19 protein-coding genes are annotated in these 20,271 nt (G+C 65.7%); 13 read left to right on the top strand and 6 right to left on the bottom strand.

What is annotated here, in order from left to right:
* The coding region (locus BO1_RS25450; protein ID WP_028219956.1) for an MFS transporter at window positions 1–705 on the bottom strand (705 nt) is incomplete at its 3' end.
* A 240-nt stretch (window positions 706–945) separates the two neighbouring features.
* Between BO1_RS25450 and uvrA the strand changes: the two genes are divergently transcribed.
* Both uvrA and BO1_RS25460 read left to right on the top strand, forming a co-directional pair.
* The gene (uvrA, locus tag BO1_RS25455) at window positions 946–3,837 is read left to right on the top strand and encodes an excinuclease ABC subunit UvrA (protein ID WP_028219957.1); all 2,892 of its coding nucleotides are present in this window, start codon (window positions 946–948) and stop codon (window positions 3,835–3,837) included.
* 102 nt (window positions 3,838–3,939) lie between these two features.
* Window positions 3,940–5,025, top strand: a complete 1,086-nt coding sequence (locus BO1_RS25460) for an AI-2E family transporter (protein ID WP_028219958.1) — start codon at window positions 3,940–3,942, stop codon at window positions 5,023–5,025.
* A 137-nt stretch (window positions 5,026–5,162) separates the two neighbouring features.
* Here the strand turns inward: BO1_RS25460 and purU are convergent, their stop codons facing one another.
* The 5 genes from purU to BO1_RS25485 form a co-directional block, all read right to left on the bottom strand.
* Entirely contained in the window at window positions 5,163–6,032 is an 870-nt protein-coding gene (purU, locus tag BO1_RS25465) for a formyltetrahydrofolate deformylase (protein WP_028219959.1), read from the bottom strand.
* Between the two features lie 74 nt (window positions 6,033–6,106).
* The gene (locus BO1_RS25470; RefSeq protein WP_028219960.1) at window positions 6,107–6,988 is read right to left on the bottom strand and encodes an NUDIX hydrolase; all 882 of its coding nucleotides are present in this window, start codon (window positions 6,986–6,988) and stop codon (window positions 6,107–6,109) included.
* Between the two features lie 31 nt (window positions 6,989–7,019).
* Window positions 7,020–7,634 carry a LysE family translocator gene (locus BO1_RS25475; RefSeq protein WP_028219961.1) on the bottom strand — a complete coding sequence of 205 codons (615 nt, stop codon included), beginning with the start codon at window positions 7,632–7,634 and terminating at the stop codon, window positions 7,020–7,022.
* 107 nt (window positions 7,635–7,741) lie between these two features.
* A complete protein-coding gene (locus BO1_RS25480; protein ID WP_028219962.1) occupies window positions 7,742–8,308 on the bottom strand; it encodes an adenine phosphoribosyltransferase in 567 nt (188 codons plus the stop codon).
* A gap of 115 nt (window positions 8,309–8,423) precedes the next feature.
* Window positions 8,424–10,439: a cation:proton antiporter domain-containing protein gene (locus BO1_RS25485; protein ID WP_028219963.1), complete on the bottom strand. Its 2,016-nt coding sequence runs from the start codon at window positions 10,437–10,439 to the stop codon at window positions 8,424–8,426.
* 215 nt (window positions 10,440–10,654) lie between these two features.
* On the opposite strand from BO1_RS25485, the gene kdsD reads away from it, so the two are divergent.
* From kdsD to BO1_RS25540, 11 genes are all read left to right on the top strand, one after another.
* A complete protein-coding gene (gene kdsD, locus BO1_RS25490) occupies window positions 10,655–11,641 on the top strand; it encodes an arabinose 5-phosphate isomerase KdsD (RefSeq protein WP_028219964.1) in 987 nt (328 codons plus the stop codon).
* Window positions 11,641–12,207 carry a KdsC family phosphatase gene (locus BO1_RS25495; protein ID WP_028219965.1) on the top strand — a complete coding sequence of 189 codons (567 nt, stop codon included), beginning with the start codon at window positions 11,641–11,643 and terminating at the stop codon, window positions 12,205–12,207. The genes kdsD and BO1_RS25495 overlap by 1 nt, the downstream gene beginning before the upstream one ends.
* Entirely contained in the window at window positions 12,207–12,809 is a 603-nt protein-coding gene (gene lptC / locus BO1_RS25500; protein WP_028219966.1) for an LPS export ABC transporter periplasmic protein LptC, read from the top strand. Before BO1_RS25495 ends, lptC begins: the two co-directional genes overlap by 1 nt.
* 32 nt (window positions 12,810–12,841) lie before the next feature.
* Window positions 12,842–13,534, top strand: coding sequence for a lipopolysaccharide transport periplasmic protein LptA (lptA, locus tag BO1_RS25505; protein WP_028219967.1), 693 nt, complete (start codon window positions 12,842–12,844; stop codon window positions 13,532–13,534).
* Window positions 13,535–13,554: 20 nt separating this feature from the next.
* Window positions 13,555–14,322, top strand: a complete 768-nt coding sequence (gene lptB / locus BO1_RS25510; RefSeq protein WP_028219968.1) for an LPS export ABC transporter ATP-binding protein — start codon at window positions 13,555–13,557, stop codon at window positions 14,320–14,322.
* 328 nt (window positions 14,323–14,650) lie between these two features.
* Window positions 14,651–16,168: an RNA polymerase factor sigma-54 gene (locus BO1_RS25515; RefSeq protein WP_028219969.1), complete on the top strand. Its 1,518-nt coding sequence runs from the start codon at window positions 14,651–14,653 to the stop codon at window positions 16,166–16,168.
* A gap of 177 nt (window positions 16,169–16,345) precedes the next feature.
* On the top strand, window positions 16,346–16,702 hold the full coding sequence (gene hpf, locus BO1_RS25520; protein ID WP_028219970.1) for a ribosome hibernation-promoting factor, HPF/YfiA family: 357 nt from the start codon (window positions 16,346–16,348) through the stop codon (window positions 16,700–16,702).
* Between the two features lie 417 nt (window positions 16,703–17,119).
* On the top strand, window positions 17,120–17,575 hold the full coding sequence (gene ptsN / locus BO1_RS25525; protein WP_028219971.1) for a PTS IIA-like nitrogen regulatory protein PtsN: 456 nt from the start codon (window positions 17,120–17,122) through the stop codon (window positions 17,573–17,575).
* A gap of 49 nt (window positions 17,576–17,624) precedes the next feature.
* Window positions 17,625–18,593, top strand: coding sequence for an HPr(Ser) kinase/phosphatase (hprK, locus tag BO1_RS25530; protein ID WP_027795920.1), 969 nt, complete (start codon window positions 17,625–17,627; stop codon window positions 18,591–18,593).
* Between the two features lie 79 nt (window positions 18,594–18,672).
* Window positions 18,673–19,566 (top strand): RNase adapter RapZ, encoded by an 894-nt coding sequence (gene rapZ, locus BO1_RS25535; protein ID WP_028219972.1) that lies wholly within the window; start codon window positions 18,673–18,675, stop codon window positions 19,564–19,566.
* A gap of 40 nt (window positions 19,567–19,606) precedes the next feature.
* The gene (locus BO1_RS25540; protein ID WP_028219973.1) at window positions 19,607–20,245 is read left to right on the top strand and encodes an LON peptidase substrate-binding domain-containing protein; all 639 of its coding nucleotides are present in this window, start codon (window positions 19,607–19,609) and stop codon (window positions 20,243–20,245) included.
* Window positions 20,246–20,271: the final 26 nt, after the last annotated feature.

A 20,271-nucleotide genomic window follows, 5' to 3' on the forward strand; every position in this document is an offset into this window, starting at 1 on the left:
GGGCAGACCCGCGTCCACGAGCAGGCGCGGCACGACGAGAAAGAGCGCGGTCTGCGTGGCGTGCAGCACGAGCACGCCGAAGTTCAGTCGCAGCAGCTCCACGTTGTGCAGGACTTCGGCGAACGGCGCGCGCACGTGCACGGGCTTGGGCGCATCGGGCACGATCCACAGCACGACGCCGACCGCCAGGATCGAGAACACGCCGACGAGCGCGAACAGGCCGCTCATGCCCAGCCAGTGGAACACGATGGGCGCGCCGACGATGGCGACCGCGAAGGACATGCCGATCGAGCCGCCCACCATCGCCATGGCCTTGGTGCGGTGCTCCTCGGAGGTGAGGTCGGCAATGAACGCGAGCACGGCGGAGGACACCGCGCCCATGCCCTGGATCACCCGGCCGACGATGATCCACGTCATGTCGTGCGCGCCGGCCGCCACGAAGCTGCCGATCGCGAAGATCACGAGGCCGGTGGCGATCACGCGCTTGCGCCCCAGCATGTCGGACGCCCAGCCATAAAAGATGTACAGGAGCGACTGCGTGACGCCGTAGGCGCCGAGCGCGATGCCGACGAGCAGCACGTTGTCGCCGCCGGGGATGGTTTTCGCATAGACCGAAAACACCGGCATGATCATGAACAGGCCCAGCATGCGCAGCGCGAAGATCGCGGCGAGCGACACGGTCGCGCGCATTTCGGGCGCGCTCATGCGTGAGGAAGTAGCGGGAGAGTTGGAGGACATCGGAGCGTTTTTTGATTGGGCCGCCGCTGCGCGCGCGTTACGCTGGTCCCAAGCCTGAAGACATTCCCGGCCGCCTGCTGTCGAACCTCTTTCGGCGCCCCTCGCGCAACCATTCGGGACCCTTTCAAGGACTGTCAGCAAGCCGTAACGGCGGTCTGGAAAAGTCGCTATAGTAGCAGGTTTAGCCTCCCTTTCTCCCGCAGGTTCATGGAACAAATCCGTATCCGTGGGGCCCGAACCCACAACCTGAAGAACGTCAATCTGGACCTGCCGCGCCACAAGCTCGTGGTGATCACCGGGCTTTCGGGCTCGGGCAAGTCGTCGCTGGCGTTCGACACGCTCTACGCGGAAGGCCAGCGGCGCTACGTGGAGAGCCTCTCGGCCTATGCGCGTCAGTTCCTGCAACTGATGGAGAAGCCCGACGTCGACCTGATCGAGGGTCTGTCGCCGGCCATCTCCATCGAGCAGAAGGCCACTTCGCACAACCCGCGCTCGACGGTCGGCACGGTCACCGAGATTCACGACTACCTGCGTCTGCTGTACGCGCGCATCGGCACGCCCTACTGCCCCGACCACGAGATCCCGCTCGAGGCGCAAAGCGTCTCGCAGATGGTGGACGCCGCGCTCGCGCTGCCCGAAGAGACCAAGCTGATGATCCTGGCGCCCGTGGTGGTCGACCGTAAGGGCGAGCACGCCGAGCTCTTCGACGACATGCAGGCGCAGGGTTTCGTGCGCTTTCGCGTGCGCTCGGGCGGCGGCACCGCCAACGAAGGCGAGGCGAAGATCTACGAAGTCGAGTCGCTGCCCAAGCTCAAGAAGAGCGAGCGGCACACCATCGACGTGGTGGTGGACCGCCTGAAGGTGCGGCCCGACATGAAACAGCGTCTCGCGGAGTCGTTCGAAACGGCGCTGCGTCTCGCCGACGGCCGCGCCATCGCGCTCGAAATGGACACGGGCCGCGAGCACCTCTTCAGCTCGAAGTTCGCCTGCCCGATCTGCTCGTACTCGCTGCCGGAGCTCGAGCCGCGCCTCTTCTCGTTCAACAACCCGATGGGTGCGTGCCCGGAGTGCGACGGCCTCGGCCAGATCACCTTCTTCGACCCGAAGCGCGTGGTGGCGCATCCGTCGCTCTCGCTCGCCGCGGGCGCGGTGAAGGGCTGGGACCGGCGCAACCAGTTCTACTTCCAGATGCTGCAGAGCCTCGCAGCGTTCTACGATTTCGACATCGACACCGCGTTCGAGGACCTGCCCGAGAAGGTGCGCAAGATCCTGCTCTACGGCTCGGGCAAGCAGGAGATCCCGTTCTCGTACATCAACGAGCGCGGCCGCACCTCGGTGCGCGAGCACGTGTTCGAGGGGATCATCCCGAACCTCGAGCGGCGCTACCGCGAAACCGACTCGGCCGCCGTGCGCGAGGAGCTTTCGAAGTACCAGAACAACCAGGCCTGCCCGCACTGCGAAGGCACGCGTCTGCGCCGCGAGGCGCGCTTCGTGCGGATCGGCGCGGGCGATGAGGCGCGCGCCATCTACGAGGTGAGCGGCTGGCCGCTGCGCGATACGCTCGGCTACTTCCAGACGCTGCGTCTCGAAGGCGCCAAGCGCGAGATCGCCGACAAGGTGGTCAAGGAAATCGTCGCGCGCCTGATGTTCCTCAACAATGTCGGGCTCGACTACCTCTCGCTCGAGCGCAGCGCCGAAACGCTCTCGGGCGGCGAGGCGCAGCGCATCCGGCTCGCCTCGCAGATCGGCTCGGGGCTCACGGGCGTGATGTACGTGCTCGACGAGCCGTCCATCGGCCTGCATCAGCGCGACAACGACCGCCTCATCTCCACGCTCAAGCACCTGCGCGACCTCGGCAATTCGGTGATCGTGGTCGAGCACGACGAGGACATGATCCGCATGGCCGACTACGTGGTCGACATGGGCCCCGGCGCCGGCGAGCACGGCGGCATGGTGATCGCCGAGGGCACGCCCCAGGAAGTGGAGCACGACCCGGCCTCGATGACCGGCCAGTACCTCTCGGGCGCGCGCCGCATCGACTACCCGGACGAGCGCATCGAACCCGGCGAGCGGCGCCTGCGCATCGTCGAGGCCTACGGCAACAACCTGAAGCGCGTCACGCTCGACCTGCCGGTGGGCCTGCTCACCTGCGTGACGGGCGTCTCGGGCTCGGGCAAGTCCACGCTGATCAACGACACGCTTTACCACGCGGTGTCGCAGCATCTGTATGGTTCGTCGGCGCAGCCGGCGCCGTTCGAGGCCATCGAGGGCATGGAGCACTTCGACAAGGTCATCAACGTCGACCAGTCGCCGATCGGGCGCACGCCGCGCTCGAACCCGGCCACGTACACGGGTCTGTTCACGCCCATCCGCGAACTGTTCGCGGGCGTACCGGCGGCCAAGGAACGCGGCTACGAATCAGGCCGCTTCTCGTTCAACGTCAAGGGCGGCCGCTGCGAAAGCTGCCAGGGCGACGGCGTGCTGAAGGTCGAAATGCACTTCCTGCCCGATGTCTACGTGCCCTGCGACGTCTGCCACGGTAAGCGCTACAACCGCGAAACCCTGGAGATCCAGTACAAGGGACGGAACATCAGCGAAGTGCTCGACATGACGGTCGAGGCCGCCTACGAGTTCTTCAAGGCGGTGCCGGTCGTGGCGCGCAAGCTCAAGACGCTGCTCGACGTGGGTCTGGGCTACATCCGCCTCGGCCAGTCGGCCACCACGCTTTCGGGCGGGGAGGCGCAGCGCGTGAAGCTCTCGCTCGAACTGTCCAAGCGGGACACGGGCCGCACGCTGTATATACTCGACGAGCCGACCACGGGTCTGCATTTCCACGACATCGCGCTCTTGCTGGAGGTGATCCACCGGCTTCGCGACCAGGGCAATACGGTGGTGATCATCGAGCATAATCTCGATGTCATCAAAACCGCCGACTGGATCGTGGACATGGGCCCCGAAGGCGGCGCGGGCGGCGGCCAGATCGTGGCGCAGGGCACGCCCGAGCAGGTGGCGAAGGCGAAGGCGAGCTTCACGGGCCGCTATCTCGCGCCGCTGCTCAAGCGCCAGGCGGCCACGCTCGATGCGGCCTCGGGAAAGTAAGCAGTAGAAAACGCTGCTCCGACAACCGCTGCAGCGGTTGCCACAGCAACACAGAACGGGGGCGCTTGCGCCCCCGCGGTCTGGAGACGGAATACATCCAACATGGTCAAGCGCAACGAAGCGACCGACGATAAACAGGTGCGCGACCTGCGGCCAAGGCCGGTCAGGCTCACGAGCGATATGAGCCTGCCGAAACTCTCGGCAGTGGAGATAGGCAGCTATATGGCGGCGCTCGCCGGATTGTGGGCGGTGCTGCACCTGGACCTGCTCGGCGCGCTGCTCGCGGGGATGCTCGTCTTTCAGCTCGTGCACACCATCGCGCCGCTGATCGAGCGGCGCATGCCGAGCCAGCGCGCGCGCTGGCTCTCCGTCGTGCTGGTTTCCATTGTGATCGTGGGCGTGCTCACGGGCATTACCGTGGGCGTCATCGAGCAGTTCGAAAGCGACGTGCCGAGCGTGCAAAAGGTCATGGCGCAGATGATGACCTTCGTCGACCAGGCGCGCGGCAAGATCCCCGACGCCATCGCGGCCTATCTGCCCGTCGACGTCGCCCAGATGAAGCTCAAGGCCATCGCGCTCATGCACGAGCACGCCACCCAGCTTGGCCAGGGCGGCAAGAACGCCGCGCGCATCTTCGGGCGGATCGTGATCGGCATGATCATCGGCGCGATCATCGCCATTGGCGCGCAAAAGAACGCCACGCGGCTGCCGCTCTCGACGGCCTTCGTCACGCGCGTGGCGCGCTTCGCCGATGCGTTCCGCCGCATCGTGTTCGCGCAGGTGAAGATCTCGGCCATCAACACCGTGTTCACCGGGCTCTTCCTGCTGCTCGTGCTGCCGCTCTTTCACGCGCCGCTGCCGCTCGCGAAGATGCTTGTGGTGGTGACTTTCGTGGTCGGTTTGCTGCCGGTGATCGGCAACCTGATCTCGAACACGCTGATCGTCGCGATCGCGCTCACCGTGAGCCTGCCCGCGGCGGTCACGGCGCTCGTGTTCCTGATCGTGATCCACAAGCTCGAATACTTCCTGAACGCACGCATCGTGGGCGGCCAGATCGAGGCGCGCACGTGGGAGCTGCTGGTCGCGATGCTCGTGATGGAAGCCGCGTTCGGCCTCCAGGGCGTGATCGCCGCGCCTATCTTCTATGCCTATATCAAGCGCGAGCTGATCTATCTGCGGCTCGTTTGAGCGTGCGGCGTGGAGGACAGGACCGCGCAGAAGCGGTTACGCCGTCGTGCAACAAGCGTAGTTCGAAACACCGTAGCGTGCCGTGTGACACGCTACGGCAAGTTGTCGCAGCAGCAACCCGTCTGGACGACAGCGGATTAGCGGAACACCACCGTCTTGTGCCCGTTGAGCACGATGCGATGCTCGACGTGCCACTTCACTGCGCGCGCGAGCGTCACGCATTCCACGTCGCGGCCGATTGCCGTGAGCTGGTCCGGCGTCATGTTGTGATCGACGCGCTCGACTTCCTGTTCGATGATCGGGCCTTCGTCGAGATCGGACGTCACATAGTGCGCCGTCGCGCCGATCAGCTTCACGCCGCGGTCGAACGCCTGGTAGTACGGCTTCGCACCCTTGAAGCTCGGCAGGAACGAATGGTGAATGTTGATCGCACGGCCTTTGAGCGCATCGCACAGCTGCGGCGAGAGAATCTGCATGTAGCGCGCAAGCACCACGAGGTCGGCGCCCTCGCCGTTCACCACGTCGAGCACGCGCGCTTCCTGCGCGGCCTTGTCCGCCTCGCTGCCGCCGAGCAGCGGGAAGTGATGGAACGGGATGTTGTAGCTCGCCGCGAGTTGATAGAACTCCTTGTGATTCGAGATGATCGCGGGAATCTCGATGGAGAGCTGGCCGGTGCGGTAGCGGAACAGCAGATCGTTCAGGCAGTGGCCGATCTTCGAGACCATGATGACCACGCGCGGCTTCACGTTCGCGTCGTGCAGCTCCCAGCGCATGCCGAACTCATCGGCGAGCGGCGCGAACGCGGCGCGCAGGCCCTCTAGCCCCGGGTCGCCGCCCACTTGCTGAAAATGCACGCGCATGAAGAACTCGCCCGTGTGGCTGTCGCCGAACTGGGCCGAATCGAGAATATTGCTGCCGCGCTCGAACAGGAAACCCGACACGGCATGCACGATGCCCGGCCGGTCGGCGCACGACAGTTTGAGAATGAAGCTGTGATCGGTCGACATGACCCTGGTAACTCCCGTCAATTCTTTGGTGATTCAGAAGGGCTTTCGGTGCTGACGAAAAAACCGGCGCCCTTTCACAGCGTCGGCGGCTCGAAGATCGCGGCGATGCCCTCGCACGCGTCTTCGTCTATCCATTGGCGGCGCAACAACAGATCGAGCGTCGCGAGGCTCGCATCCACCGTCATCTTGCCCTCTTCGATCCAGCGCGCGGCTTCGTCGATGCGCGCGAGGCGGTGCTCGCCGACTTCGCCGTCCTGATTGTGCGGCACGAAGTCCTCGGGCAGCGCGAGGTCGTAGACGAAGATCTGTTCGGCCTGGGTGCCCTCGGGCAACGACTGCAGCACGTGCACGGTGCGGCCCGCCCTGGCCTGCGCAGCCAGCCCGGCGGCAACGCCCGCCTCTTCCCAGCATTCCTTCACGAGCGTCTCGTCGATGCCGAAGCCCCAGCCGATGCCGCCCGCCACGACGTTGTCGAGCATGCCGGGGTCGGTGGCCTTGGTGTCGCTGCGGCGCGCGATCCACAACTGCGGCGCGCGGGGCGAAGCAGAGCCCGCGTATTCTACGACGCCGTTCAAATGCACCGCATACGTCATCGTGCCGAAGAAGCGCGAGGCGGCGCGCTCGATGAAGGCGAGCGGCGGCGCGTCGAAAGCGTTGCGGATCGCGTAGGTCTCGTCGCGCCAGCCGGGAATGCGGCCCTCGGCGGCAAGCGCGCCGATCACCGCGCCCAGCGCGGCGCTGCGCGCCGTCACGCTGTCGAACTTCGCGGCGAGCGTGACGCGCGCGCGTTCGCCGGCGCGTTCGCCCGTATCAGTGATCTCGAACACATCGGGCCAGCGTGCGAGCAGCGCGACGTCGCCGCGGCGGATCCAGCCCACGCGTTCGTCGCCGAAGAAAAACGGCAGATGCGCGCTCGCGTCGAAGCGGCGCGCGTCGGTGATGCAAGGCAAGGTCATCTCGTGAAGCTCCAGGCGTCGTGCGGATGCGTCAGTCGCGCAGCGCAATGCGCATGCCGATGGCGATGAAGGTGAGCCCCGCAAGGCGGTCGAGCCACAAGCCCGCGCGCGGCCGGCGCTTGAGCCAGCCGCCGATGGTGCCCGCGCACAGCCCGAACAGCGAGAACACCACGACGGTCTGCGCCATGAACACGAGACCGAGCTCGAGCATCTGCAGCGTGACGCTGTGCGCGCCGTGGGTATCGACGAACTGCGGCAGGAACACGACGAAGAAGAGCGTCACCTTCGGATTCATCACGTTGCCGAGCACGCTCTGGCGAAAGATCGTGGCAAGCGGCTGGCGCGGCTTGTCGCCGGCGGCGGCCAGGCCCTGGCTGCGCAGCGCCTTCACGCCGATCCAGATGAGGTACGCCGCGCCCGCGAGCTTGAGGATCTGGAACGCGAGCGGCGACGAGCGCAGCACGGCCGCGATGCCGAGCGCCGCGAGCGTCGTGTGGAACGTCACGCCCGCGGCAAAGCCGAGCGCGGCGACGAGGCCCGCCGCGCGGCCCTGCGAGATGCCGCGCGCGAGCACTTGCAGGTTGTCGGGACCGGGCGCGAAGGTGATGGCGAGCGAAGTGGCGAGAAACAGTGCGAAGTTGGGCATGGCGTGAAGGGTATCCGTGGAATCGGTGGCCGCACGAGGGTCACCCGGTGAGCGCGCATTGAACACTCAGTGAACGAGCGCTCGGTGACCACCTGGTGACCAACCACTCAGTGGCCGCCAAACGCGGTCACGGTGAAGAGCGGCAGGCCCGCTTCGGTGAGCAGCTTCGAGCCGCCCAGGTCCGGCAGGTCGATGATGGCCGCACCCTCCACCACCGTCGCGCCAAGGCGCTCGAGCAGCAGCTTGCCCGCGAGCATGGTGCCGCCCGTGGCGATCAGGTCATCGACGATCACGACGCGGTTGCCCTTGCGGCAGGCGTCTTCATGGATCTCGACGGTCGATTCGCCGTATTCGAGCTTGTAGGTCTCGGAAACCGTCTTGTACGGCAGCTTGCCGATCTTGCGGATCGGAATGAAGCCCACGTTCAATTCGTACGCGACGATCGGCCCGATGATGAAGCCGCGCGCATCGAGACCCGCGACGTAGTCGAGCTTCGCATCGACATAACGCTCGACGAACAGGTCAATCAGCACGCGCAGGCCCTTCGGGTGGCCGATAAGCGGCGTGATGTCGCGGAACTGCACTCCCGGCTGAGGCCAGTCGGGCACCGTGCGAATCAGGCTGTTGACGAACTGCGAGGCTTCGGCGCTCGCGTTCGCAGGTGCGTTGGCCATGATGTCTCCGGGTAATGGCGAGAATAAAGAACAGGGTTCGGTTAATCGGGGCAGGACCCCTAAAGCATTACGGCGCGCGTTTTCGCGTCCCGCGACGTCCTGCGGCGGCGTGCGTTCAGGCCGCCGCCGCGCCCGCGCCGGTGGCGCCGGTCTTGCGGTGGCGCGAAAGGAGCTCCTCGGCTTGCGCCAGTTGCTCGGGCAGGCCGCGCAACACGACGATGTCCGCTTCGCGCAGCTTCGTCGACGGGTCGGGCTCCACGCCGCGAATACCATGCCGGCGGATCGCCGTCACCTCCACGCCAAGGTCGAAGAGGCCCAGATCGGCGAGCGTGCGGCCCACCGCCTCGGCGCGCGCGTCGACCGGTACGGATTGTAGCCGCACCTGCTCGTGACCGTCCTCGCCCACATCGTCGGTGCCGTGGAAGTAGCCGCGCAGCAGGCTGTAGCGCTCGTCGCGCATTTCTTCCACGCGCCGCACCACGCGGCGCATCGGCACGCCCATCACCACGAGCATGTGCGAGGCGAGCATCAGGCTGCCCTCCACGATCTCGGGAATCACCTCGGTCGCGCCGGCCGCGAGCAGGCGCTCGAGATCGGCATCGTCCACGGTGCGCACGATCACGGGCAGCGTGGGCTCCAGCTCGTGGATGTGGTGCAGCACGCGCAGCGCCGACTGCGTGTTCGCGTAGGTGATCGCCACTGCCGCGGCACGGTGGATGCCCGCCGCCACCAGCGACTCGCGCCGCGCCGCATCGCCGAACACCACCGACTCGCCGGCCGCCGCCGCCGCGGCCACGCGGTCGGGGTCGAGGTCGAGCGCCACGTACGAGAGCCCTTCATATTCGAGCATGCGCGCGAGGTTCTGCCCCGCACGGCCGTAGCCGCAGATGATCACGTGGCCGCTCTGCTTGATGCTCTGCGTGGCGATGCGCGTCATCATCAGCGACTGCTGCATCCATTCCGTGGACGACAGGCGCAGCACGATGCGGTCGGCGTTCTGGATCAGGAACGGCGCCAGCAGCATCGAGAGCAGCATCGCGGCGAGGATGGCCTGGAGCAGCGTGGGATCGACGAGATGCTTGTCGAGAATGAGGTTCAGCAGCACGAAGCCGAATTCGCCGGCCTGCGCGAGGCCGAGCCCGGTGCGCATCGCCACGCCTGGCGAGGCGCCAAAGAGGCGCGTGAGCGCCGTGATGAGCACGGCCTTGAGCACGACCGGCCCGACGAGGAAAGCGGCCACCATGAACGGGTGCTGCCAGATCACGTGCGGGTTGAGCAGCATGCCCGTGGTCACGAAGAACAGGCCCAGCAGCACATCGCGAAACGGCTTGATGTCCTCTTCCACCTGATGCTTGTACGGCGTCTCGGCGATCAACATGCCCGCGATGAACGCGCCGAGTGCGAGCGAGAGGCCGAATTTGTCGGTGACGAACGCCGCGCCCAGCGTGACGAGCAGCACGTTCAGCACGAACAGCTCCTGCGAACGCCGCCGCGCGACCACGTTGAACCAGCGCGTCATGAACTTCTGCCCGACGATGAGCAGGATGCCGAGCGCGAGCACGATCTTGATGGCGGCCATGCCGAGCGACTCGACGAGCGAGGCCGACGAGCCGCCGAACGCCGCGATCACGATCAGCAGTGGCACCACGGCGAGATCCTGGAACAGCAGCACGCCCAGAATATTGCGGCCATGCTCGGATTCGATCTCCAGCCGCTCCGCCAGCATCTTGCTCACGATGGCCGTGGACGACATGGCGAGCGCGCCGCCGAGCGCGACACAGGCCTGCCAGGTGATATGGACCCACGGATGGAGGACGAGCCCGAGCCCGAGCGCGACCACGATGGTTCCCATCACCTGCGAGAGACCGAGGCCGAACACGGCGCGCCGCATCGCGCGCAGCTTGGTGAGCGAGAATTCGAGGCCGATGGAGAACATCAGGAACACGACGCCGAACTCGGCCAGATTCTTCGCGCCCGCCGTGTCCGGCACGATGCCGAGCGCGCGCGGACCGACCAGAATGCCGACCGTGAGATAGCCGAGCATCGGCGGCAAGTTCAGATAACGGAACAGCACGACGCCAACCACCGAGGCGAGCAGCAGGAACAACGTCATTTCCAGCGGGGAGATCATCGTGTGAAGCGTCCTCGTTCCATACGTTGCCAAAGCCTTATCGAGCGCGCGTGGCCGCCGATGCAAATTGTGCCCGCGCCGGTCGGGTCCATGATCGGCGCAAATCGGGGTCCAGGGGAAGTCTTGCGGAAGAGACGTGCAAAAGCGGCAAAAGCCGGGGCTTTCGCGCTGGGGGCGCCGGCGCGGCGCGCATACGCCTTTGCTATACTCCGCGAATGATAGCGAAAATCAATGGCGACCGGGCGCTGAAGCTCGCTCGCGACGTGCTCGACATCGAAGCTGACGCCGTGCGCGGGCTTCGCGACCAACTCGATGACAACTTCGTCGGCGCGGTCGATCTCATCCTCAGTTGCCGCGGACGCGTGGTCGTTTCCGGTATCGGCAAATCGGGTCACATTGCCCGCAAACTCGCGGCCACCCTCGCCTCCACGGGCACGCCGGCGTTCTTCGTGCATCCCGCCGAAGCGAGCCACGGCGACCTCGGCATGGTGACCGCCGACGACGTCTTCATCGGCCTGTCCAATTCCGGCGAATCGGAAGAGCTCGTGGCGATCCTGCCGCTCGTCAAGCGCATCGGCGCGAAGCTGATCGGCATGACGGGGAACCGGCCGCAATCGACGCTCGGCAAGCTCTCGGACGTGCATCTGAACGCTGGAGTCGAGAAGGAAGCCTGCCCGCTGAATCTCGCGCCCACCGCCAGCACGACGGCGGCGCTCGCGCTCTCCGACGCACTCGCGGTCGCGGTGCTCGACGCGCGCGGCTTCGGCGCCGACGACTTCGCGCGCTCGCACCCGGGTGGCGCGCTCGGCCGGCGCCTGCTCACCTATGTGCATGACGTGATGCGCACGGGCGACGCCATTCCGAAGGTGCGCGCGGACGCCACCGTGCGCGACGCGCTCTTCCAGCTCACCGCGAAGCGCATGGGCATGACCGCCATCGTCGACGAAGATGACCACGTTGCGGGCATCTTCACGGACGGCGACCTGCGCCGCGTGCTCGAGCGCGCCGGCGATTTCCGCGACCTGCCGATCGCCCAGGTGATGACGAGAGGCCCGCGCACGATCGGTCCCGACCAGCTCGCAGTCGAAGCCGTGGAACTGATGGAGCGCCATCGCATCAATCAGATGCTGGTGGTCGACGCCGAAGGCGCGCTCATCGGCGCACTCAATATGCACGACCTGTTCTCCAAGAAGGTGATCTGATGAATGCGGCCCCCGGGCTTGACGCGAACGCGCGTGCCGCGCGCGTGCGCTTGATGATTTTCGACGTCGACGGCGTGCTCACCGACGGCGGCCTGCTTTTCACGGGCGCCGGCGACACGATGAAGGGCTTCAACTCGCTCGACGGCCACGGCGCGAAGCTCTTGCGTGAAGCCGGCATCGACACGGCGATCATCACCGGGCGCCGCTCGGAGATCGTCGCCGTGCGCGCGAAGGAGCTGCGCATCACGCATCTGTACCAGGGCGTCGAGGACAAGCGCGTCGCGTTCGAGACCTTGCTCGCCGAGACCGGCGTGACGCGCGAGCAATGCGGCTACATGGGCGACGACTGGCCCGACCTCGCCGTGATGCTCCAGTGCGGCTTTGGCGCGGCGCCCGCGAACGCGCATCCGGAAGTGCTCGCGCGCGCCCACTGGGTCACCGACAAAACCGGCGGCCACGGCGCCGTGCGCGAAGTCACCGACCTGATCCTGCGCGCCCAGGGCCATTACGACGCCATGCTCGCGGCCGCTTGCGCCCCCTCCGCCCCGCGCGCCGCGGAGTCCTGATGAGACAGCCTCGATTCAGCCTGACCTCGCTCGTGCCGGTCGTCTGCGTCGCCGTGCTTGCCGGCTTCACCTGGTGGCTGATGCAGGCCGTCAAGCCACGCGAAAGCGAAGCCCCGCCGCGCCCGCTCACGCACACGCCCGACTATTTCGCCGATAACTTCTCCGTCTCCGAGCTCGACCAGTCGGGCTCCACGCAGTACCGCCTCACCGCCGTGCACATGGTGCATTACGAGGACGACTCGAACAGCGACCTCACGATGCCGGCGGTGCGCGCGTTCCAGCCCGGCAAGCCGGTGGTCACGGCCACGGGCCAGCGCGGCACGGTCAACGGCGACGCTTCGATCGTCGATCTGTACGACCACGCGCGCATTCTGCGTGCCGCCGGCGCCGGCGACCCCGACATGCAGGCTGATTCCGAGCATTTCCGCGTGCTCGTGAACGACGATGTGATCCTGACCGAAAAGCCGGTTAAACTTCGTCGCGGCCAGTCGGTCATGACGGCCACCAGCGGCATGAACTACAACAACGTCACCCGGGTCATCCAGCTCTTCGGCAACGTCCGCGGCGCGATCGCCCCGGCTGACTCCGGCGGCTCGTCCTGATCCCCCGGGCCGTCCACCCAAGGCACGACTGCATGAACGATTCGCTTCCCCGACCTTTGTCCGGCCGCCCGCTCGCGCAGGGCTGGCGCCGCGCTGCGTTCGCGACGCTGGCCGCGTTCGCAGCCGCGATCCCGCTCGCATGCGTGGCGCCCGCCGCGCACGCCGAGCGCGCCGACAAGGACAAGCCGCTCAACATCGAAGCGGACAACATGACGTATGACGACCTGAAGCAGCAGACCATCTTCACCGGCCACGTGGTCGCCACGAAGGGCACGATCCTGATCAAGGCCGACAAGCTCGTCGTCACGCAAGACCCACAGGGCTATCAGTACGCGACCGGCACGGTGGCGCCGGGCACCCCGGAAGCCAACCTCGCCTATTTCCGCCAGAAGCGCGAAGGCATCGACGAATACGTCGACGGCACGGCCGAGCGCATCGACTACGACGGCAAGCAGGATCTCACCACGCTCACCACGCGCGCGACGGTGCGCCGCCTGCAAGGCCTCTCGACCGTGATGGACACGGTGCATGGCAGCGTCATCACCTATGACGGCCAGAACGACTTCTATACCGCGAAGTCGGGCTCGGACGTCGCGGGCCCCGGCAACCCGACGGGCCGCGTGCGCGCGATGCTCTCGCCGCGCAACGGCGGCGCACAGCCGCTCGCCGGCGCGTCGGCCACGCTCGCGCCCTCCACGTCAATCAAGGGAGCGCCGCAACCGTGAACACCGCCACCGCCTCCCCCATCCATCAGCGCCCGGCCGCGGGCAAGACGAGCTCGCTCGTCGTGCGCAACCTCAAGAAGCGTTACGGCTCGCGCACCGTCGTCAAGGACGTCTCGCTCGACGTGAAGAGCGGCGAAGTGGTCGGGCTGCTCGGGCCCAACGGCGCGGGCAAGACCACCTCGTTCTATATGATCGTGGGCCTCGTGCCGCTCGACGCGGGCGAGATCGACCTCGACGGCGAGTCCATCAGCCTGTTGCCGATTCACAAGCGCGCGGCGCTCGGCCTTTCTTATCTGCCGCAGGAAGCCTCCGTGTTCCGCAAGCTCACCGTGGAGGAGAACATCCGCGCGGTGCTGGAACTGCAGACCGACGAGCAGGGCAAGCGCCTCTCGAAGGACGCCATCGCCACGCGCTCCGACGCGCTCCTCGACGAGCTCCAGATCGCGCACCTGCGCGACAATCCGGCGCTCTCGCTGTCGGGCGGCGAGCGCCGCCGCGTGGAAATCGCACGCGCGCTCGCGACCGATCCGAGCTTCATCCTGCTCGACGAGCCGTTCGCGGGCGTCGACCCGATCGCCGTGCTGGAAATCCAGAAGATCGTGAAGTTCCTCAAGCAGCGCAACATCGGCGTGCTGATCACGGACCACAACGTGCGTGAGACGCTCGGCATCTGCGACCACGCGTACATCATCAGCGATGGCAGCGTGCTCGCCGCGGGCGCCCCCGGCGAGATCATCGAAAACGAGAACGTGCGCCGCGTCTATCTCGGCGAACACTTCCGCATGTGACACGCCCCACCCCGGGCGCTGGCTGCACAGCCCGCGCCCGGAATGCCGCGCGCCCTACCCGGGCCAGTGCGGCCGGCCACGCGCCATCTGCCGTGCCTCTAGCTTCCCCCTGAGTTTTCCGTAGTGTTTGCCCGCTGGTGGCCGCCCAATGAGGCGCGTGCGCCACAAACGGCGCGCCCGTATGCGCGGGCATCTCGCGCACGCCTGTTTGCGCACCAAATTCGCCCCTGTGGCCGGGCCGCGCACCACCGCAGAGCACACGCGTTTTCGCGAATGTCGCGTGGTATCGCGAGCGTGGCAAACTCTTTACAATGAATCGCACACCGCCATGAAAGCCAGCCTCCAACTCCGCCTCTCGCAGCATCTCGCGCTGACCCCGCAGCTACAACAGTCGATCCGGCTGCTGCAGCTGTCGACGCTCGAATTGCAGCAGGAGGTCGCCACGGCGATCTCGCAGAACCCGCTGCTCGAGAACGAGGACGACTGGATCGCGAGCCCGCTGCGCGTGGCGGCGGACGGCTCGGTCATCGCCCAGCCGCCCACGCCCTCTGGCGCCGAGCCGATGCAAGGCGCGGACCACGGCACGACGTCGTCGGGCAGCGGCAGCGAAAGCGGCGAAGGCGAGCCGCGTGGGGTGGACGAATACGACGGCCTCGGCGGCGACGCGAACGGCGAGGCCAGCCAGTGGAATCTCGACGACTACGGCCGCTCCGGCAGCGCCTCCGACGACGACGACCTGCCGCCGCTGCAAATCCACGAATCGACCACCACGCTGCGCGACCATCTGATGGCGCAACTGCGCGAGACCAATGCGAGCCAGCGCGATCGCGCGCTCATTACGTTCCTGATCGAATCGCTCGACGAAGACGGCTACCTCTCGGCGACCTGCGAGGAAATCCTCGCCGATATCCCGGAAGAGCTGGAAGTCGATGCCGACGAGCTGAGTGCGGCGCTTGCGCTGCTGCACAGCTTCGACCCGGCGGGCGTGGGTGCGCGCTCGGCATCGGAGTGCCTGAAGCTGCAATTGCTGCGCGTCAATTCGTCGCCTACGCGCACGCTCGCGCTCGAGATCGTGTCGAACCATCTGGAACTGCTCGCCGCACGCGACTTCACGCGCTTGCGCAAGCAACTGAAGACCGGCGACGACGAATTACGCGAAGCGCATACCTTGATCCGCTCGCTCGAGCCATTTCCGGGCGCGGCGTACGGCAAGGCCGAAGCCGACTACGTGGTACCGGACATCATCGTGAAGAAGACGGGCCAGAACTGGCACGCCGAGCTCAATCCGGAGGTGGTGCCGAAGCTGCGCATCAATCACCTGTACGCCAACATCCTGCGCAACAACCGGGGCGACCCGGGCAGCGGGTCGCTGCGGCAGCAGTTGCAGGAAGCGCGCTGGCTCATCAAGAACATCCAGCAACGCTTCGAGACGATCCTGCGCGTCGCGCAGGCCATCGTCGAGCGTCAGAAGAACTTTTTCGTGCATGGCGAGATTGCCATGCGCCCCTTGGTTTTGAGGGAGATTGCTGATACGCTGGGCCTACACGAATCAACTGTCTCGCGTGTGACAACCGGTAAATACATGCTGACTCCATTCGGGACACTTGAATTTAAGTACTTCTTCGGATCGCACGTTTCAACGGACACCGGTGGCGCCGCATCGTCTACCGCCATCCGCGCCCTCATCAAGCAACTCATAGGAGCCGAGAACACCAAATCCCCTCTTTCGGACAGCCGCATAGCCGAACTGCTGGCGGAACAGGGTTTCGTGGTCGCGCGACGCACCGTCGCGAAATACCGTGAAGCGCTGAAGATTCCAGCGGTCAATCTGCGCAAGTCTCTTTAAGCCTGTTCCGGCCTTAACGGAATGGGCACCTTCCGGCCGCGGCGCCAGTTGGCGGATAGGGCCGGCCGAGCTAGCCCCTCGTAACGGCCTTTCGGGGAGCCGTACGACCTGGGCAAGTCAGTCGACCGGCACAGCCGCGCTTCACGCGTCACGCGGCCAATAGCCTGGAGAAGCACTATGAATCTGAAGATCAGTGGACACCATCTCGAAGTAACGCCAGCGTTGCGAGAATACGTGATCACCAAACTGGACAGGGTGCTAAGACATTTCGATCAGGTCATCGATGGCAATGTGGTCCTCTCGGTCGACAACCATAAGGAAAAGGACAAGAGACAGAAGGTTGAAGTGAACCTTCATCTGAAAGGCAAGGATATTTTCGTGGAGAGCGCAAACGGCGACATGTACGCCGCCATCGATCTCGTGGTCGACAAGCTCGATCGCCAGGTCGTGCGTCATAAGGACCGCCTGCAAGGGCATCAGCACGAGTCGCTGAAGTATCAGCCGGCCGCCCCGATCGAAGTCCCGCCGCAATGATGCGCTGAACGCCGGGGCTGCGGATGCGGCCCCGCTTCAAGGTAAAAGCGAAAGTGCAGACGCGGTCCTGAATAGACCGCAAACGAAGCCGCCCCTGCCGGGCGGCTTTTTTGATGAGTATTTTGATGGGTGCCAGGCATGAACGAGCGGCACCGAACGGTGCTCCGGGGTGCAACCGCGCAACAATGGTTGCGCCAATGCATGGCGCATCGCACCATCGGCCAGTACGCTTGTTCTATAATGGTCCAGTCGCTTTCGGGGTAATACGTCCCCACGGTCCCGGCACCGCGCTGGTTGAGCCAGGCGAGGCGCCGGCTGCGCAGGGTTTCTCTTGCGCGCAACGGCATGCCGCCTGGCGCATCAACTGCGCCGAATGTCGGTGTGAGGAGCATTCAGGCCACGTTTTCGCCTGCCAACATGAATCGTTTAGCCAAAATACTTCCCATCGAGAACGTCGTCGTCGGCCTGTCCGTTACCAGCAAAAAGCGCGTCTTCGAACAAGCTGGCCTGATCTTCGAAAACCAGAACGGCATTGCCCGCAGCACGGTTACTGACAATCTGTTCGCGCGCGAGCGCCTCGGCTCCACCGGCCTCGGTGAAGGCGTGGCCATTCCGCACGGACGCATCAAGGGCCTGAAGCAACCGCTCGCCGCCTTCGTACGCCTTGCCGAGCCGATCCCCTTCGAAGCCCCGGACGGCCAGCCCGTCTCGCTCCTGATCTTCCTGCTCGTGCCGGAACAGGCCACGCAGCAGCACCTTGAAATTCTGTCCGAGATCGCCCAACTGCTGTCGGATCGCGAAACCCGCGAGCGGCTGCACACGGAAGAAGATCGCGAAACGTTGCATCGACTGCTCACCCAGTGGCAAGCTTGATGTAACGCGCGGCTTTTCGTGGTTTTTTGCGCATTTTGCGCCAGGACTCATGGACACTTCCAGCATCAACGCCCAAAGCATCTTCGACGACAACGCCACCACGCTGAAGCTGAGCTGGCTGACGGGGCACGAAGGCTGGGAACGCGGCTTTTCGGCCGAGACGGTGGCAACGGCAACGGCCAGTGCGGACCTCGTCGGCCACCTGAACCTGATCCACCCGAACCGCATCCAGGTGCTCGGCGACGCCGAGATCCACTACTACCAGCGCCAGACCGACGAAGACCGCTCGCGCCACATGGCCGAGCTCATCGCGCTCGAGCCGCCGTTCCTCGTGGTCGCCGACGGCATGACCGCGCCGCCCGAGCTGGTCCTGCGCTGCACACGCTCGTCCACGCCGCTCTTCACAACGCCGATGTCGGCGGCCACCGTCATCGACAGTCTGCGCCTCTACATGTCGCGCATCCTCGCGCCGCGCGCGACGCTGCATGGCGTGTTCCTCGACATTCTCGGTATGGGCGTGCTGCTGACCGGCGACTCGGGCCTCGGCAAGAGCGAGCTGGGTCTCGAGCTGATCAGCCGCGGCCACGGCCTCGTGGCCGACGACGCCGTGGACTTCGTACGCCTCGGCCCCGACTTCGTCGAAGGCCGCTGTCCGCCGCTCCTGCAGAACCTGCTCGAGGTGCGCGGCCTGGGCCTGCTCGACATCAAGACGATCTTCGGCGAAACCGCCGTGCGCCGGAAGATGAAGCTCAAGCTCATCGTGCAACTGGTGCGCCGGCCCGACGGCGAATTCCAGCGCCTGCCGCTGGAAAGCCAGACGGTGGACGTGCTCGGCCTGCCCATCAGCAAGGTCACGATCCAGGTGGCGGCGGGCCGCAACCTGGCCGTGCTCGTCGAGGCCGCCGTGCGCAACACGATTCTGCAGTTGCGCGGCATCGATACCCTGCGCGACTTCATGGACCGCCAGCGCCTCGCCATGCAGGACCCGGACAGCCAGTTCCCCGGCAAGCTGATCTGACGCGCCGCGCCTCGGGAGCGTCATCACCGCGGCGCAGATCGGATGCTATGATGACCCAATCGGGTTCATCTACTTTCCCATGCGTATCATCCTGATCACCGGCATCTCGGGTTCCGGCAAGTCAGTGGCGCTCAATGCGCTCGAAGACGTCGGCTACTTCTGCGTCGACAATCTGCCACCGCGCTTTTTGCCGCAGCTCGCCCAATATCTCTCCGAAGACGGTTACGAGCGTCTCGCGGTTGCCATCGACGCGCGCTCGAGTTCCTCGTTCGAGGACATGCCGGAGATGATCCGCGACCTCGCCCGCGAGCACGACGTGCGCGTGCTGTTCCTCAATGCGAGCACGCAGTCGCTCATTCAGCGCTTTTCGGAGACACGCCGCCGTCACCCGCTCTCGGGTTCCGTCACGCACGACGCCAACGTCGGCATGCTCAAGTCCCTGGAAGAAGCGATCGAGCACGAGCGCGAACTGGTCGCGAATCTCGCCGAATTCGGCCATCAGGTCGACACGAGCAGTCTGAGCGCCAACGCGCTGCGCCAGTGGATCAAGGTGTTCGTCGAAGGCGGGCGCGGCTCGTTGATGCTCACCTTCGAATCGTTCGGCTTCAAGCGCGGCGTGCCGCTAGACGCGGACCTCGTGTTCGACGTGCGCACGTTGCCGAACCCGCACTACGACGCCCGCCTGCGCCCGCTCACCGGGCTCGACCAGCCCGTGATCGAGTTTCTGAACGGGCAGTCGGCCGTCCACGCAATGATTGACGACATCTACGCGTTCGTCGCGAAATGGCTGCCGCATTTTCGCGACGACAACCGCAGCTATCTGACCGTCGCGATTGGCTGCACCGGCGGCCAGCATCGCTCGGTCTACATTGCCCAGACGCTCGCCACGCGCTTTGCCGGCGAGTCGAACGTCATCGTGCGTCATCGCGACGCGCCACTCGACGTCGGAGAATCCTCCCGGCTGATCGCCTAACTGGCCGCGCCAGCGCGGCCTTAACCGAAAGCGTTGCGCCATGTCCTCTTCTTCTGCCGTGCTCGCCGATTTGCCGCTGTTTCCGCTGCATACGGTGCTCTTCCCTGGCGGCCTGTTGCCGCTGAAGATCTTCGAAGCGCGTTATCTGGACATGGCGCGCGAATGTCTGCGTGAGCAAACGCCGTTCGGCGTGTGCCTGCTCAAGAGCGGCGCCGAAGTCGCACAGCCCGACGAAACCGCGGCCGTGCCCGAAAACGTGGGCTGTCTCGCCGAAATCGAACAGTGCGACGTCGAGGCGTTCGGTATGCTGTTGATCCGCGCGCATGGCACGCGACGCTTCCGGCTGCTCTCGCATCGCTCGGAAGCCGACGGCTTGCTCGTCGGCATGGCCGAGCCGCTCCCCGAGGACATCCCGCTCGAAGGCTCGGAGCGCCTCGCGCGCTTTGGTGCGTGTGCGGAGGTGCTCGAGCGCATCATCGCAACGATACGCGAGCGCGACCCGGCAAGCCTGCCGTTCGCGGAGCCGTTCCGTTTCGACGATCCATCGTGGGTCTCGAACCGGCTCGCGGAAGTCCTGCCAATCGCGCTGCGCGCGCGTCAGAAGCTGATGGAGCTCGACGACGCCGGTGCGCGTATCGACGTCGTGCATCACTACATGCAGCAGCATCAGCTGCTCTAATGGCGCTTTCGGCGGCTTTCCTAGCG

The organism is Paraburkholderia oxyphila NBRC 105797, assembly GCF_000685075.1.
Lineage (GTDB): Bacteria > Pseudomonadota > Gammaproteobacteria > Burkholderiales > Burkholderiaceae > Paraburkholderia > Paraburkholderia oxyphila.